This is a genomic window from Streptomyces sp. MBT53, assembly GCF_016654115.1.
Lineage (GTDB): Bacteria > Actinomycetota > Actinomycetes > Streptomycetales > Streptomycetaceae > Streptomyces.
On sequence record NZ_JAEQAZ010000068.1, the window covers coordinates 26,373 to 40,125 of the forward strand.

A 13,753-nucleotide genomic window follows, 5' to 3' on the forward strand; every position below is an offset into this window, starting at 1 on the left:
CGCGGGGCTCCGTACAATTTGATCCCGAACGACCAGTGTCAGCGAGAGACAGAGGGAGCGCCCGTGCCCGGCCATCGATCCATCACCGAAGCCGAGAAACTCGCCGCACAGAGGCTCGGTGGTTTCCCGATACGCCGGGAACAGATGGCGGCGGTCGCCAACATCCACCGGGCCGCGGCGGCGGTGCGCCAGCATCTGGAGAACTCCGTGCTGCGGGGCTCCGACCTGACCTGGACCGCCTTCGTCGTCCTGTGGGTCGTCTGGGTCTGGGACGAGTCGGAGACCCGGCATGTCGCGGAGGAGGCGGGGATCTCCAAGGGGACGCTGACGGGGGTGGCCCGCACGCTGGAGTCGCGCGGCCTGCTCAGGCGGGCCGGTCATCCGACGGACGGAAGGCTGGTCCTGCTCAGCCTCACGGACGAGGGCGAGCAGCTGATGCGGCGACTGTTCCCCGAGTTCAACGAGGAGGAGGCGTTCGTCACCGGGCAGCTCACCGACGACGAGTGCCGCAGCCTCGCGGACATGCTGCGCCGTGTCGTGCTCCAGGTGGAGGACCACGGCGAGGAGCGCCGGCAGTCCCTGCTGGACGGCGCCGAGCCGGCACCTCGCCGCAGCGGGCGCCGGCCCAGGGCCTGAGTGCGTCTCAGCGGGTCCCCCGAGCAGCCCGTACGAGGCTGTCGAACAGGCCCTGCTGTGCCGCCTGTTCGCGCGCGGTGTCCTCGGGATGCCACTGCACGGCCGTGAACCAGCCGCGCGCGCCGGGGAGTTCGAGCCCCTCGACGGTGCCGTCGGCGGCCCGCGCGGTCACGCGCAGTCCGCTGCCCAGGCGGTCGACGCGCTGGTGGTGGTAGCAGGACGCGTCCACCTTCTCCGCCCCCGTCGCCCGCGCGAGGAGCGACCCCGGCTCCACGGCCACCGGGTGTACGACGTGCCGGTGTTCGCGGTCCGGGCCACCCATGTCCTGCTCCAGCGTGCCGCCGAGAGCCACGTTGACGACCTGGAGTCCGCGGCACACGGCCAGCAGGGGCAGGCCCGACTCCAGTGCCTGCCGGGCGACTTCGAGGTCGAAGCCGTCCTGCTGGTCGTCGACGTCGTACACGCTCTGGTGGGTCGCGCCCGCTCCGTATCGGTACGGCGCGAGGTCCCCGCCGCCGGGCAGCAGCACCCCGTCGAACCGGGCGAGGCGGGCGGCGACCTCCGCAGGGTCGGCCGTGCCGTCGGGGGCGTACGGGTGGATCGTCGCGGGTTCGCCGCCCGCCCGCCACACCGCCTCGACCAGGGCCCGGGCGGTGACCTCGGCCGCGTACCGCAGCGCCGAGGTGGTGGCGGAGAAGCGGGCGGGCAGGGCGATCAGCGGGCGCGGCGGGACGGTCACAGCTGGATCCAGGTCGTCTTGAGCTCGGTGTATTTCTCCAGCGCGTGGGCCGACTTGTCGCGCCCGTTGCCCGACTGCTTCATCCCGCCGAAGGGCACGGTCAGATCGCCCTCCTCGTAGCAGTTCACCCACACCGTGCCCGCCTTGAGAGCGCGGGAGACCCGGTGAGCGGTGCTCAGGTCCGAGGTCCACAGCCCGGCGGCCAGGCCGTACTCGGTGGCGTTGGCCAACTCCACCGCTTCCTCAAGGGTGTTGAAGGAGATGACGGACAGGACGGGGCCGAAGATCTCCTCGCGGGCCAGCCCGGCGCCGACCTCGACCCGGTCGAACACGGTCGGCTCGACGAAGCTGCCGCCGCTGTCGGTACGGGTGCGCGCGCCTCCCGTACGCAGCCGGGCACCCTCGTCGACACCGCGCCGCACATGGCCCAGTACGCGCTCCAGATGCCCTTCGCCGACCAGTGCGCCCATCTCGGTCGCCGGGTCCAGGGGATCGCCCACCCGCAGTTCCCGGGCTCGTGCGACGACGGCCTCGGTCACCTGCTCGGCGACGGAGGAGTGCACGAGCAGCCGGGACGGGGCGGTGCACATCTCGCCCTGGTTGAAGAAGATGCCCCAGGCGGCGGTGGCGGCCGCCTTCTCGAGGTCGGGGGCGTCCGGGAGGACGATGTTGGGCGACTTCCCGCCCAGCTCCAGCCAGACCCGCTTGAGGTTGGAGTCGGCGGAGTAGCGCAGGAAATGGCGGCCGACGGCGGTGGAGCCGGTGAAGGCGAGCACGTCGACGTCGGGGTGAAGTCCCAGCGCCCGACCGGCAGTTGGACCGTCGCCGGTGACCACGTTCAGGACGCCCGGCGGCAACCCGGCCTCGGTGCCGAGTCGGCCCAGCAGCAGGGCGGACAGCGGCGAGTTCTCGGACGGCTTCAGTACGACCGTGCAGCCGGCCGCGAGGGCCGGGGCCACCTTCCAACTCGCCAGCGTCAGCGGGAAGTTCCACGGGACGACGGCTCCCACGACACCGCTGGGTTCGCGGGTGACGAGAGCGAGCGCGTCCGGTGCCGTGTGCGGGGACTCGTCCGTCAGTTTGTCGGCCAACTGCCCGTACCAGCGGAAGGTGTTGATCGCCGCGCGCAGCTCGATGTCGTGGGCGTCCGTCACCGGCTTGCCCATCTCCAGGGTCACCGCGAGGGCGAGCGACTCCCGCTGTTCTTCGAGGAGTTCGGCGAGCCGGAGCAGGACCCGGCCGCGTTCGGCGGGGGCCAGGCGCGGCCACGGGCCGGAGTCGAAGGCGCGCCGGGCGGCGGCCACGGCCGCGGCCACCTCGGCGGGCCCGCCGTCGGCGACCTCGGCGACCACCTGGCCGTCGCGGGGGGAGACGACCCGGAAGGTGCCGCCGACTCCGGGTTCGTCGCGACCGTCGATGTGGTGGGCGCCGTAGACCTGGAAGTCCTTGGCGCGACGGAGCCATTCGTCATGGGTGACGGCCGGCATGGGGAACTCCACTTCGTCAGCAGGTGGGGGAGAGCGGGGTGCGTCTCCCGGGTGCGCGCCCGTGCCGTCGGACGCGCACCGGAGGAGGGGAGCCGGTCAGCTGTCGGCGGTCGAGGGCCCGCGGCGGCTCAGCCGTGCGGTCACGATGCTCAGTGCCATGACGACCGGGACCGACAGGGCGAGCCAGAGAGCTGTGGTGCTGTCGCCGCCGATGAGGGTGGTGAAGTTGGCGAGGATGAGCCAGACGGCACCGGCGACCGCGATCGTGGCCAGGACCGGGGCGATCAGGGTGTTCCACAGCCGCACCTCCAGGCGCTCGCGGCGGAAGAAGACCACCACGGAGACCGAGGTCAGCAGGTACAGGAGCATCATCGCCAGGACGGCGACCCCGCTGAACCAGGAGAAGAGCGTCAGCACCGGGTCCTTGCCCGCGAGCGCGAACGGCACCACCAGGGCCACCGCGACGAGCGTCTGCACACAGCCGGCCGTCCAGGGCGCATGGCGGCTGTTGAGGGTGCACAGGCGGCGGGGCAGCAGCCCGTCGCGGCCGAGCGAGAAGAGATAGCGGTTCGCGGAGTTGTGGAAGGTGAGCAGCCCGGCGAAGAGGGAGGTGGCCAGCAGGACGGGCAGCACGTCGTTGACCCAGCCGCCGAACTGCGCGGCGATCGGGGCGAAGACGAACGCCGTGGAGTCCCCGCTCGCCAGCGCCTTGCCCGCCGCCGCGACCGCCTTGGAGGGCCCGTACGCGGCGACCAGCATCCAGGAGGTCAGGGCGAAGAAGCCGACGACCACGACGACCGCCAGGTAGGTGGCGCGGGGGACGGTCTTCTTCGGCTCGCGCGCCTCCTCGCCGTAGATCGCGGTGGCCTCGAAGCCGAACATGGACGCGACGGCGAACATCACGGCCACGCCCGGCGCGCCCTGGGTCACGGCGCTCGGTGAGAACGTCTCGGTGAAGCCGAGGCCCTCCGGGCCGCCGCCCTTGAAGAGGGTGACGAGGCTGAAGACCAGCAGGATGCTGAACTCCGCCAGGACGAACACGGCCAGCAGCTTGGCGCCCATGTCGATGCCGGTGGCGCCCAGGATCTGCACGACGGCCATGGTCGCCAGCGACCACACCCACCACGGCAGGTTCAGTCCCGTGTGGGCGTCGACCAGGCCGCTGACGATGGAGCCGTACAGCCCGTACATGGCGGCCTGGATGGCGCAGTACGCGAAGAGCGCCACGCCCGCGCTGCCGGCGCCGGTGGTGCGGCCGAGCCCGGTGCCGATGTAGGTGTAGAAGGCGCCCGCGTCGACGACGTGCCGGCCCATGGTGACGAAGCCGACCGAGAAGAGCAGGGTCACCACGCCGACCAGGACGTAGGCGCCGGCGGTGCCGGGACCGTTGCCGATACCGACGGAGATCGGGACCGCTCCGGCGATGCCGGTGAGCGGCGCCTGGGCGGACAGAACGAGGAAGAGGATGCCCAGCACGCCGAGCGCGTTGGGTTTGAGCGTGCCTGCCGTGGGTTCGTCCCGCACGGACCGCTGGGATGCGACCGCCTGACTGTCCACTCGGATCACCTGCCAGTTAAGGGGATGGTCGTTTCAGGCCAAACGAGTTGCCTCATGGTGGGGCGGAACTATCCGTTTGGCAAGGGGGTGGCACGGAGAATCCGCGACCGACGCGGATTTCCTACGAGGCCGTGATCAGCGGTGGAGAAGGGGCGGGAGGTCAGCTCCCGTCGCGCTCCCGCGCGAGCAGCCGCAGGACGTTCCGCAGCTCGTCGAGGGCGTCCTCGATGACCTCGCGCTCACCGAAGACGAGCTGGTGCAGGACCAGGCCCTCCAGGGTGGCGAACACCATCCGGGACAGGCCTTCGTCGACCGGTCCCGGCAGCATCTGGGTCAGCTCGCGACGGGTGGCGGCGAAGTACTCGTCGTAGAGCGCGCGGAGGTGGGACAGCAGCTCCGGCCTGCGCCGGGACTCCAGGAGCAGTTCGTACTGGAAGGCCTGGAGGTCCGGCCCCGAGTCCACCATCTCGGTCAGGCCGAGCGAGAAGTCCTCGGGCTTCCCGGTGCCGGGTTCGAGGTCGCTGCTGCTGAGGGAGGAGCGGATCGCGTGGGTGAGCGCCTCCTCGATCAGCGCGTCGCGCGTGCCGAAGTGGTGCACCACGAGCCCGTGTGTGACCCCCGCCTCCTCCGCGACGGCGCGGTAGGTGAGCCTGCGCAGTCCGCCGCGCGCCACCACGCGCACCGCGGCGTCCAGCAGGGCCTCGCGGCCCGCGCCGTAGGTGACGCGCTTGCGGGGGCGGTCGGCGGGCTCGGTCATGCAGGCGACCCTACCCGCGCCGTCGCCCTCAGCGGCGCGGTGGACGAACGCCACGGAACTCCCAGTCGCCGCCGAGCGCGGTGGACAGTACTTCCTCGGATTCGGTGGGTTGGGCGCCGACATCGGTGCGGATGGCGGCGGGTCCGGTGACGACGTGGTTGGTGAGCCTGCCCAGCCCCTCGACCTCGACCTCGACCACGTCACCGGGTTGCACGGGACGGGAGTTGGCGGGTGTGCCGGACAGCAGCACGTCGCCGGGGTACAGGGTGATGGTGCGGGCGATGTCCGCGACGAGATAGTGCATGTCCCACTTCATCTCGTCGGTCGAACCGTCCTGCACCACCTCGCCGTTGACGTAGGTCCGCAGTCGTTTGCCGTGGAAGTCCCAGTCGGTGACCAGGCCGGGGCCGAGCGGGCAGAGGGTGTCGGAGCCCTTGACGCGCAGCATGGAGCCGGCGTCGGTGTCGCGGAAGTCGTGCAGGCCGTAGTCGTTGGCGACGGTGTAGCCCGCGATGTACTCGCCCGCCTCGGCGGGGGAGACGTTCCGCGCGGTCCTCCCGATGACGATGGCGACCTCGCCCTCGTAGTTGAGCCACTTGCAGCCGTCGGGGCGGACGATCGCGCCCTTGTGGGAGTTCAGGGAGGAGGTCGGTTTGTGGAAGTACGTGGGCGTGTCGGGCAGTTGGATCCGGAACTCGTCCACCCGGCTGCGGTGGTTGAGGTGGACGGCGATCACCTTGGACGGCACGACCGGGGGCAGGTGCAGCGCCTCGTCGGTCTTGACGCGGCGGCCGTCCCCGGCGACGAGTTCGTCCCCGTCGACGGTGACCTCGACGGTGGCGCCGTCCAGCAGAATGCGGCGGTACTCGGGCATGGCGCTCTCCTAGGGGCGGCTGTGCGGGGTGCGGGGTGAGGTGGCGGGTACGGGCAGGTCGTCGCCCGTCCAGCCGGTAGCCGGGCGGTCGAACCAGAGGTGGACCTGGCCGGTGCCGACGGAGTTCTCGTACTCGCCGTACTGGCGGGCCCTGGCCGTACAGGCCTGTTCGCCCAGCGCGCCGGCCAGCATCAGGTAGTGGAAGAACTTCGCCTCGGGCTTGTACTTCCAGAACTCGTCCATCGTGTCGAGGACCTTGTCGTGCCGGCCCTCCTTGAACCAGCCGATCCGCTCGTAGTCCGCCTCGCGTGCCTCGGGCGTACGGATGTGCACGGGGTCGCTGGCCTCGTGGTCGCGGATCTCGCGCAACGGCCAGAAGGTGTGCGAGAGGGCACCGGAGGCGATGACCAGGACCCGGCGGCCGGGGGTCGCCGCGATGCCGTCGGCGAGCGCGCGGCCCAGGCGCAGATGGTCCTCCATGTCGCCGGTCTGGCAGACGCCGATGGTGACCCACCGCTTGTCCGGCAGCCCCTCGCCTAGGAACTTCCACAGGTTGATCGTGGCGTAGTACACGGGGAGGCAGTCGTCCTCGATCGGGGTGATCCAGGTGCCGTGCCGGTCGGCGAACTCGGCGATGTTGTGGGCGAGTTCGGGGTCGCCGGGGTAGTCGTACGGCATCCTGCACATGCCGCGCGGCAGCTCCTCGGAGGTGAAGAGTCCGGCCCGCCGCCGCTGGGCGGTGACGACGAACTCGACGGTCGTCGCCCAGTGGGAGTCGAGGACGACGACGGTGTCGTAGTCGTCGCGGTCGAAGACGTCCTGGCGGAGTTGGCGGAGGCCGGTGACGAGGGTGATCTCCTTGCCCTCGTTGAGTTCGAGGCGGTCGGCCTCGGGCAGGACGATGGTGGGCACATGGGCCAGCAGGCCGGCCCCGACGATCTCACCCATGGTTGTTCCATCCGTTGGGGGCGGTGACGGTGTTCTTGAGGTCGCAGTAGAAGTCGAAGCTCCAGGTGCCGCCCTCGCGGCCGACACCGGAGAGGCGGGAGCCGCCGAACGGCGCCTGGAGGTCGCGCACGAAGAAGCAGTTGACCCAGACCGTGCCCGCGACCAGCCGCGCGGTGACGCGGTCGGCGCGCTCACGGTCGCCGGTGGCGACGGTGGCGGCCAGCCCGAAGCGGGTGTCGTTGGCGAGGTGGACCGCTTCGTCCTCGTCGGCGAAGGTCTGGAGGGTCAGGACCGGTCCGAAGACCTCCTCCTGCACGATCTCCGAGTCCTGGGCCACGTCGGTCAGGAGGGTCGGCGCGTAGTACTGGCCGTCCTTGCGGTGTCCGCCGATGACGGCACGGGCGCCGGCCGCGAGCGCCCGCTGCACGAAGCCGTCGATCTTCTCCAACTGGCGGGTGTGGATGGTGGGTCCGAGGTCGGTGGCCTCCTCGCGCGGATCGCCCTGGACCAGGGCCGAGGCCTTCTCCGTGAAGCGTCGCGTGAACTCCTCGGCGACGGACTCCTCGACGAGGATGCGGGTCGCGGCCAGGCACACCTGACCGGCGTTGTCGTACTGCTCGACGGCGAGGTCCACGGCGAGGTCGAGGTCCGCGTCGGCGAACACCAACAGCGGTGACTTGCCGCCGAGTTCGAGGCTGAGCGGGGTGAGGTGGGCGGCGGCCGACGCGGCGATCCGGGTGGCCGTGGGCACCGAGCCGGTGAAGCTGATCCGGCGTACGTCCGGGTGCGAGGTGAGCGCGTCGCCGATCTCCGCGCCGTAGCCCTGGACGACATTGAGGACACCGGCGGGCACTCCGGCCTCGGTGGCGATGTCGGCGAGCAGCGAGGCGGTGAGCGGGGACCACTCGGCGGGCTTGAGGACGACGGTGTTTCCGGCCGCCAGTGCCGGGGCGACCTTCCAAGTGGCCAGCATCAAAGGGGCGTTCCACGGCGTGATCAGGACGCAGGGGCCGGCCGGGTCCCAGGTGACGTGGTTGGTGTGGCCGCGCGTCTCGAAGTCCTCGTGGCCGAGGGTGAGCAACCAGTCGGCGAAGAAACGGAAGTTGTGCGCGACGCGGGGCATGACTCCCCGGCGGTGCGAGCGGAGGAGGGCGCCGTTGTCGTGGGTCTCGACGGCCGAGAGTTCCTCGATGCGCTTCTCGACGCCGTCGGCGACGGCGTGCAGGATGCGGGCGCGCTCGGCGCGGGGAGTGGCCGCCCAGGCGGGGAACGCCTCCCGGGCGGCGGCGATCGCGGCCCCGGCCTCGGCGGGGCCGCCGCGGGCGATCGAGCCGAGGAGTTGGCCGTCGATGGGGGAGACGTCGTCGAAGGTGTCGGGGGAGGCGACGCGTCGGCCGCCGATGAAGTGCCGGGTGTCGACGGGGACTCCGGCGACGATGATCTTCTCTGGCATGGGAAGGGCTCCTGACGCGAAGGGGCGACGGGCGGACACGGGGGACTAGTCGGCAGTTGCCGCCGACGTGCCGGACTCCAGCAGTCGGCCGCCGTCCCAGACGACCCCCACCTGCCGGTAGTACGCGGCGATCGGCTCGTGGACCTCCAGCCGGGACAGCTCCTCCGTGGGTGCCTCGAACAGCGCCAACTCGGCTTCTCCGACCCACGGTTGACCGCCCTCGAAGTCGGCCGCGCCCGTCTCGATCAGTTCGTCGAGTGCCAGGCCCTTGCCCTTCTCTATGGAGGGGAGCCAGCGGTGGTGGGCCATGGGGTGGGCGTTCACGAACCCGTTCGTCTCGGCGGGTTCGCGCAGGGTCACGACGGTCTCGGCGAGCCGCCGGTCGGCCGCGGCGAGGGTCGCGCCGAAGCGGGCGCCCGCCTCTATGCGGGGCGCGGGGCCGTAGGGATGCGGCCGGGTCTGGTGGATGGAGCCGAGCTTCTTCGGGTAGCCCTGGTGCAGTCCGCGCGCGATCGCGAAGTCCTTGTCGACCCAGATGTACACGCACCGCGAGTACGTACGGCCCCGGAACGAGCAGCGCACGACCGCGAACGCCTCCTTGTACTGGGCGAGTACGGGGTCGAGCAGTTCGTCCCCCGTCTGGGAGCAGGACTGCCAGTCGGCCCAGATCAGTGCCACCGCGCCCGGGTCCTCGTCCGCCAACTCCAGTGGCTCGGGGAGCAGTTCACGTACCCGTGCGGGATCCGTGCGGTACTCGACGGTGAGCAGGTCGCCGGAGTAGCGCCAGGGCGGCGCGGGGATCAGCGACGACGATCCGGTCGCGGTCTTGGGGTGGAAGTAACCACGGACGCTGGCCATGACGTTGGTTCCTTACGCGGTGAGGGCGGGCTGCTGGAGGAGCGCGGCGCGGTAGCGGGCGGCCCGCGCGGCCGTCGTGGGAGCACCGAGCGCCACGACGCCGACGAGCAGGTCGTCGCGGTGGTAGCCGGCGATGAGGTCGCCGTCCGGGTCGCCGTCCAGGATCCGGACGTCGTCGAGGCCGAGCAGGGGTGATCCGAAGGACTGCAGCCGGAAGTCGTGCTGGTCGCTCCAGAAGGTGGGCAGCGGCGCGAAGGCCCCCAACTCGCCCTGGGCTCCCGTGAGATGGGCGGCGAGACTCCTGGCCGCGTGTTTCGCGCTGTCCGTCGGGATGGACCAGTGCTCGACCCGGCGTGGCACCCCGTCGTAGCGGGCGTTGGGGAAGCGGGCCACGTCGCCGACCGCGACGACCGACGGCAGCCCCCCGACCCGCAGCAGCTCGTCGGTGAGCACACCGTCGCTGAGGTCGAGCCCGTTGCCCTCCAGCCACTCGGTGTTGGCGAGCGAACCGACCGACTCCACCACCACGTCGGCGGCCAGGACGGTCCCGTCGCCGAGTACGACACCCGTCACCCGGTCCTCGCCCTCGAAACCGGAGACCCCGGTGCCGAGCGCGAAGCGCACCCCGTGCCGCTCGTGCCGTCGTAGCAGCGCACCGGCGAGCAGTTCGCCGAGCGGGCCCACCATGGGCAGCGGCAGCGGGTCGACGACGGTCACCTCGGCGACGCCGAGGCCCACGGCGGTGGCGGCCACCTCGCAGCCGATGAAGCCGGCGCCGACCACGACCACGCGCGCGCCCGGCCGGGTCAGTTCGGCGCGCAGGCCCTGGGCGTCGGCGAGGGTGCGCACGGTGTGGCGGCCGGTGAGCGGTCCGGGGCAGCGCAGCCGCCGGGGGCGCATACCGGTGGCGACGACCAGGCCGTCGTAGGGGAGGGTCGTGCCGTCGTCGAGGGTGAGGGTGCGTTCGGCGAGGTCGGCCGTGACGGCCCTGCGGCCGAGGCGCCACTGCACGTCGGCGGTGCTCGCCTTGGGGGTGAAGGCGAGGGAGTCGAAGGAGGCCTTGCCGGCGAGGACCTCCTTGGAGAGCGGGGGGCGGTTGTAGGGCATGTGCGGTTCGTCGCCGACGACCGTCACGGAGCCGGTCCAGCCGGCCGTCCGCAGTTGTTCGGCGGCGCGCAGGCCGCCCATCGAGGCGCCGACGACGACCACGCTTCCCGTGGTCATCACTCCTCGATCCGGATGGCCTGGAGCGGGCAGACGTCCGCGGCTTCCTCGACCTCGTCGCGCAGGGCGTCGTCGGGGTCGGGGACGTAGCCGAGGTGTCCGTCGTCGTCCAGGTGGAAGACGTCGGGGGCCGCGAAGACGCACTGGCCGTGGTCCTGGCACTTGTTCATGTCGACGACGACCTTCATGGCCGGTCCTCCAGAGGTGAGGGCGTCGGAGAGGTGGTGGGGAGAGGGGCCCGGCACGGTGGCCGGGCCCCGGCCAAAGGGGCTCGAAGGCCGGCCCCTGACTCGTTTGGCTTCAAACAAGATAGGAAGCCGCCGGGGTGGGGTCAATACCTATCCGGATGGATAATTTTCTTGTCGTCGCCTCTTGCGGGATGCGGGGACCGCTCCTACCGTTTGGCGTCAAACAACGTTGCCGGGACCGCCCGTGACCGCCGTGCCCCGGCCCCTCATTTCCCCGCCGCCCGCCTCCGGGCTCCCGACCCGGAAGTGCCCCACCGTCCGCCCGAGGAGACAACGGTGAGCGTTCAAGACATCTCGGAAGTCCGCCGCCACATGGAGCGACTGGCCGCCGACGGCATCGACGTGGTCCGGGTGACGTACCCCGACCTCATCGGCACCGATCGCGCCCGCGACGTCCTGCTGGAGGAACTGCCCCGGGCCATGGAGCACGGGCTCGCCTTCTGCCGGGCCGTCTACCACACCAGTCCGCAGGGCGATGTGGTCCCGGTCCACGGCGGTCTGGACGCGGGGCTGCCCGACATCTGCGTGCGCCCCGACCTGGACACCCTCCTGCCCCTCCCGTGGGAGCCCGGCGTGGCCGCCTGTCTCGGCGAGGTCCTGGACCCGGCGACCGGTGCGCCCGCCCCCGAGTCGCCCCGCGACCTCCTCCAGGCCGTCCTCGCCCGGTGCGCGGAGCACGGTCTGCGGCCCGTCGTCGGCCCGGAGCTGGAGTACTTCCTGTGCGAGCGCGACGCCGCCGGCGGCTGGCGCAGGTACGCGTCCGACCCCGGTGTCGTCTACACGGCCGGGCTGCGCGCCGACCCCGACAACCACCTCCTGCGCACCCTGCGCCAGGTCCGCGACCTGAACATCGGCGTGCTCAGCGGCAACCACGAGTTCGACGGCGGACAGTTCGAGATCAACCTCGTCCACTCGGAGGCCATGTCGGCCGCCGACCGGGCGTTCCGCTTCAAGGCCGCCATCAAGGAACTCGCCCGCAAGGAGGGCAGACTCGCCACCTTCATGGCGAAGCCGTTCAACGACGCCGGAGGGTCCGGCTTCCACCTCCACCTGTCGAGCCACGACACCGAGGGCCGCAACGCCTTCGACGACCCGTCCGGGCCCTACGGCCTCTCGGCCACCGCACGGCACTCCGTCGCCGGGGTCATGGCCCACGCGCCCGCCCTCGCCGCGCTGCTCAACCCGACCGTCAACTCCTACAAACGCTTCGGACCCGACACGCTCGCGCCCTGGCTGATCGACTGGGGGCTCGACAACCGCAGCGCCATGGTCCGCGTCCCGCCCGAGCGCGGCTCCGGGGCCCGGCTCGAACTCCGGCTCGGCGACGCCAGCGCCAACCCCTACCTCGCGATCGCCGCCACCATCGCCGCCGCGCTGCTGGGCGTGGTGGCGGCCGAGGAGCCGCCCGCCCCGCTGGAGGGCTACGGCTACGACCCGGCCCGCTCCGCCGTGCTGCCCGGCACCCTGTCCGAGGCCCTCGACGCGCTGGAGGCGGACACCGCCCTGGCCGAGGTGCTCGGCAAGGACTTCACCACGTCCTTCCTCTCCTACAAGCGGAACGAGGTCGAGCGCTTCCAACGGCACGTCACCGACTGGGAGTTCACCGAGTACGCCTACCACCTGTGACAGCCCGCACGACCCCCAGGAGCCACCGATGACCGAGACGACCCTGACCGCCGCCGCGAACGAACCCCTGCCCCTCGCGGACGTCGACCTCGCCGACCTCGACAACTTCACGGACGGCGTGACCCCTTGGCGTATGTTCCACACCCTGCGCCACGAGGACCCCGTCCACTGGCAGCCGGAGGACGCCCCCAACTCCGGCTTCTGGTCGGTGACCCGGCACGCCGACATCGCCCGGGTCGACCGGGACGCCGAGACGTTCACCTCCACCCGGTTCGTCAACCTCGAAGAGGTCGACGACGACCAGATCAAGAAACGCGCCTCCATCCTGGAGCTCGACGGCGTCCGCCACCGGGCCCTGCGCAGCCTGATCCAGCGGCAGTTCGGGGCCGGGGTGATCAACAGCTACGCCGACTTCCTGCGCGGCCTGACCGCGAGGACCCTGGACGCTGCGCTGGCCAAGGGCAGCTTCGACTTCGTGAAGGAGATCTCCGCCGACTTCCCCATCAACGTGCTCGCCCGGCTCCTCGACGTTCCGCCGGAGGACAACCAGCAGCTCATCGACTGGGGCAACCGCATCATCGGCAACACCGACCCCGACTACGCCGACGTGCTGCTGCACAGCGAGGAGAGCGAGAAGTACCGAGACCTGCCGTTCCGTTCACCCGCCTCGCTCGAAGTCTTCGAGTACGGAAGGGAGTTGGCCCGACAGCGACGCGGCGGCGAGGGCACGGACCTGGTCTCCAGACTGGTCAACACCACCCCGCGCGACGGAGTCCCGCTCTCCGCGCAGGACTTCGACAACTACTTCCTGCTCCTGGTCGTCGCCGGCAACGAGACCACCCGCCACACCATCACCCACTCCATGCTGGCCCTGCTCCAACACCCCGAGCAGTTGGCCCGGTTGAAGGACGACCCGTCGCTGATCCCCACGGCTGTCGAGGAGTTCCTGCGCTGGGCGTCCCCCGTCTACCACTTCCGGCGGACCGCCACCCGAGAGGTCGAACTCGGCGGCAAACGCATCAAGGAGGGCGACAAGGTCGTCATGTGGTACGCCTCCGGCAACCGCGACGAGGAGGTCTTCACCGACCCCTACGACCTCGACGTGGCCCGGCAGCACAACGACCACGTCACCTTCGGCAAGGGCAGCCCCCACCTGTGCCTGGGCAACCTGCTGGCCCGCACCGAGATCCGCATCATGTTCGAGGAGCTGATCCCCCGCCTCGCGGACATCCGCCTGGCCGGCGACGTGCCGCGCGTGCGCTCGAACTTCGTGAACGGCATCAAGAGGCTGCCGGTGGAGGTGAGGCTCGCGTGAGACGGGGCCGACGATTTGCCGGAGCGGCAAC

At 71.2% G+C, this 13,753-nt stretch carries 13 protein-coding genes; 3 read left to right on the forward strand and 10 right to left on the reverse strand.

The features are described from left to right. Positions 1–63 precede the first annotated feature (63 nt). Positions 64–636, forward strand: a complete 573-nt coding sequence (locus tag JHN45_RS24615) for a MarR family transcriptional regulator (RefSeq protein ID WP_200711453.1) — start codon at positions 64–66, stop codon at positions 634–636. A 7-nt stretch (positions 637–643) separates the two neighbouring features. Here JHN45_RS24615 and JHN45_RS24620 read toward each other — a convergent pair whose 3' ends face one another. The 10 genes from JHN45_RS24620 to JHN45_RS24665 form a co-directional block, all read right to left on the reverse strand. After that, positions 644–1,375 (reverse strand): gamma-glutamyl-gamma-aminobutyrate hydrolase family protein, encoded by a 732-nt coding sequence (locus JHN45_RS24620; protein WP_307783180.1) that lies wholly within the window; start codon positions 1,373–1,375, stop codon positions 644–646. Beyond that, positions 1,372–2,862 carry an aldehyde dehydrogenase gene (locus JHN45_RS24625; protein WP_201050665.1) on the reverse strand — a complete coding sequence of 497 codons (1,491 nt, stop codon included), beginning with the start codon at positions 2,860–2,862 and terminating at the stop codon, positions 1,372–1,374. Before JHN45_RS24625 ends, JHN45_RS24620 begins: the two co-directional genes overlap by 4 nt. Before the next feature lie 96 nt (positions 2,863–2,958). After that, positions 2,959–4,419, reverse strand: coding sequence for an APC family permease (locus JHN45_RS24630; RefSeq protein ID WP_200711451.1), 1,461 nt, complete (start codon positions 4,417–4,419; stop codon positions 2,959–2,961). Between the two features lie 160 nt (positions 4,420–4,579). Then, positions 4,580–5,176: a TetR/AcrR family transcriptional regulator gene (locus JHN45_RS24635; protein ID WP_200711450.1), complete on the reverse strand. Its 597-nt coding sequence runs from the start codon at positions 5,174–5,176 to the stop codon at positions 4,580–4,582. A gap of 28 nt (positions 5,177–5,204) precedes the next feature. Beyond that, positions 5,205–6,050 (reverse strand): fumarylacetoacetate hydrolase family protein, encoded by an 846-nt coding sequence (locus tag JHN45_RS24640; RefSeq protein ID WP_201050666.1) that lies wholly within the window; start codon positions 6,048–6,050, stop codon positions 5,205–5,207. Positions 6,051–6,059: 9 nt separating this feature from the next. After that, positions 6,060–6,998 carry a 3,4-dihydroxyphenylacetate 2,3-dioxygenase gene (locus tag JHN45_RS24645; RefSeq protein ID WP_201050667.1) on the reverse strand — a complete coding sequence of 313 codons (939 nt, stop codon included), beginning with the start codon at positions 6,996–6,998 and terminating at the stop codon, positions 6,060–6,062. Then, positions 6,991–8,451: an aldehyde dehydrogenase gene (locus tag JHN45_RS24650; protein WP_200711447.1), complete on the reverse strand. Its 1,461-nt coding sequence runs from the start codon at positions 8,449–8,451 to the stop codon at positions 6,991–6,993. The genes JHN45_RS24645 and JHN45_RS24650 overlap by 8 nt, the downstream gene beginning before the upstream one ends. 45 nt (positions 8,452–8,496) lie before the next feature. Continuing rightward, positions 8,497–9,309: an acetoacetate decarboxylase family protein gene (locus tag JHN45_RS24655; protein WP_201050668.1), complete on the reverse strand. Its 813-nt coding sequence runs from the start codon at positions 9,307–9,309 to the stop codon at positions 8,497–8,499. Between the two features lie 12 nt (positions 9,310–9,321). After that, entirely contained in the window at positions 9,322–10,533 is a 1,212-nt protein-coding gene (locus tag JHN45_RS24660; RefSeq protein WP_201050669.1) for an NAD(P)/FAD-dependent oxidoreductase, read from the reverse strand. Then, positions 10,533–10,721, reverse strand: coding sequence for a ferredoxin (locus JHN45_RS24665; protein ID WP_201050670.1), 189 nt, complete (start codon positions 10,719–10,721; stop codon positions 10,533–10,535). Before JHN45_RS24665 ends, JHN45_RS24660 begins: the two co-directional genes overlap by 1 nt. Positions 10,722–11,093: 372 nt before the next feature. On the opposite strand from JHN45_RS24665, the gene JHN45_RS24670 reads away from it, so the two are divergent. Together JHN45_RS24670 and JHN45_RS24675 are read left to right on the forward strand one after the other, a co-directional pair. Next, positions 11,094–12,407, forward strand: a complete 1,314-nt coding sequence (locus JHN45_RS24670) for a glutamine synthetase family protein (RefSeq protein WP_200716087.1) — start codon at positions 11,094–11,096, stop codon at positions 12,405–12,407. Positions 12,408–12,435: 28 nt separating this feature from the next. Further along, complete coding sequence (locus JHN45_RS24675; protein WP_200716085.1) at positions 12,436–13,722, forward strand: cytochrome P450; 1,287 nt, start codon at positions 12,436–12,438, stop codon at positions 13,720–13,722. Positions 13,723–13,753 lie beyond the last annotated feature (31 nt).

Coding starts and splice junctions, on each gene's coding strand:
- JHN45_RS24625 (WP_201050665.1), bottom strand. CDS start 2,862: ATGCCGGCCGTCACCCATGACGAATGGCTCCGTCGCGCCAAGGACTTC.
- JHN45_RS24675 (WP_200716085.1), top strand. CDS start 12,436: ATGACCGAGACGACCCTGACCGCCGCCGCGAACGAACCCCTGCCCCTC.
- JHN45_RS24655 (WP_201050668.1), bottom strand. CDS start 9,309: ATGGCCAGCGTCCGTGGTTACTTCCACCCCAAGACCGCGACCGGATCG.
- JHN45_RS24640 (WP_201050666.1), bottom strand. CDS start 6,050: ATGCCCGAGTACCGCCGCATTCTGCTGGACGGCGCCACCGTCGAGGTC.
- JHN45_RS24650 (WP_200711447.1), bottom strand. CDS start 8,451: ATGCCAGAGAAGATCATCGTCGCCGGAGTCCCCGTCGACACCCGGCAC.
- JHN45_RS24635 (WP_200711450.1), bottom strand. CDS start 5,176: ATGACCGAGCCCGCCGACCGCCCCCGCAAGCGCGTCACCTACGGCGCG.
- JHN45_RS24670 (WP_200716087.1), top strand. CDS start 11,094: ATGGAGCGACTGGCCGCCGACGGCATCGACGTGGTCCGGGTGACGTAC.
- JHN45_RS24665 (WP_201050670.1), bottom strand. CDS start 10,721: ATGAAGGTCGTCGTCGACATGAACAAGTGCCAGGACCACGGCCAGTGC.
- JHN45_RS24660 (WP_201050669.1), bottom strand. CDS start 10,533: ATGACCACGGGAAGCGTGGTCGTCGTCGGCGCCTCGATGGGCGGCCTG.
- JHN45_RS24645 (WP_201050667.1), bottom strand. CDS start 6,998: ATGGGTGAGATCGTCGGGGCCGGCCTGCTGGCCCATGTGCCCACCATC.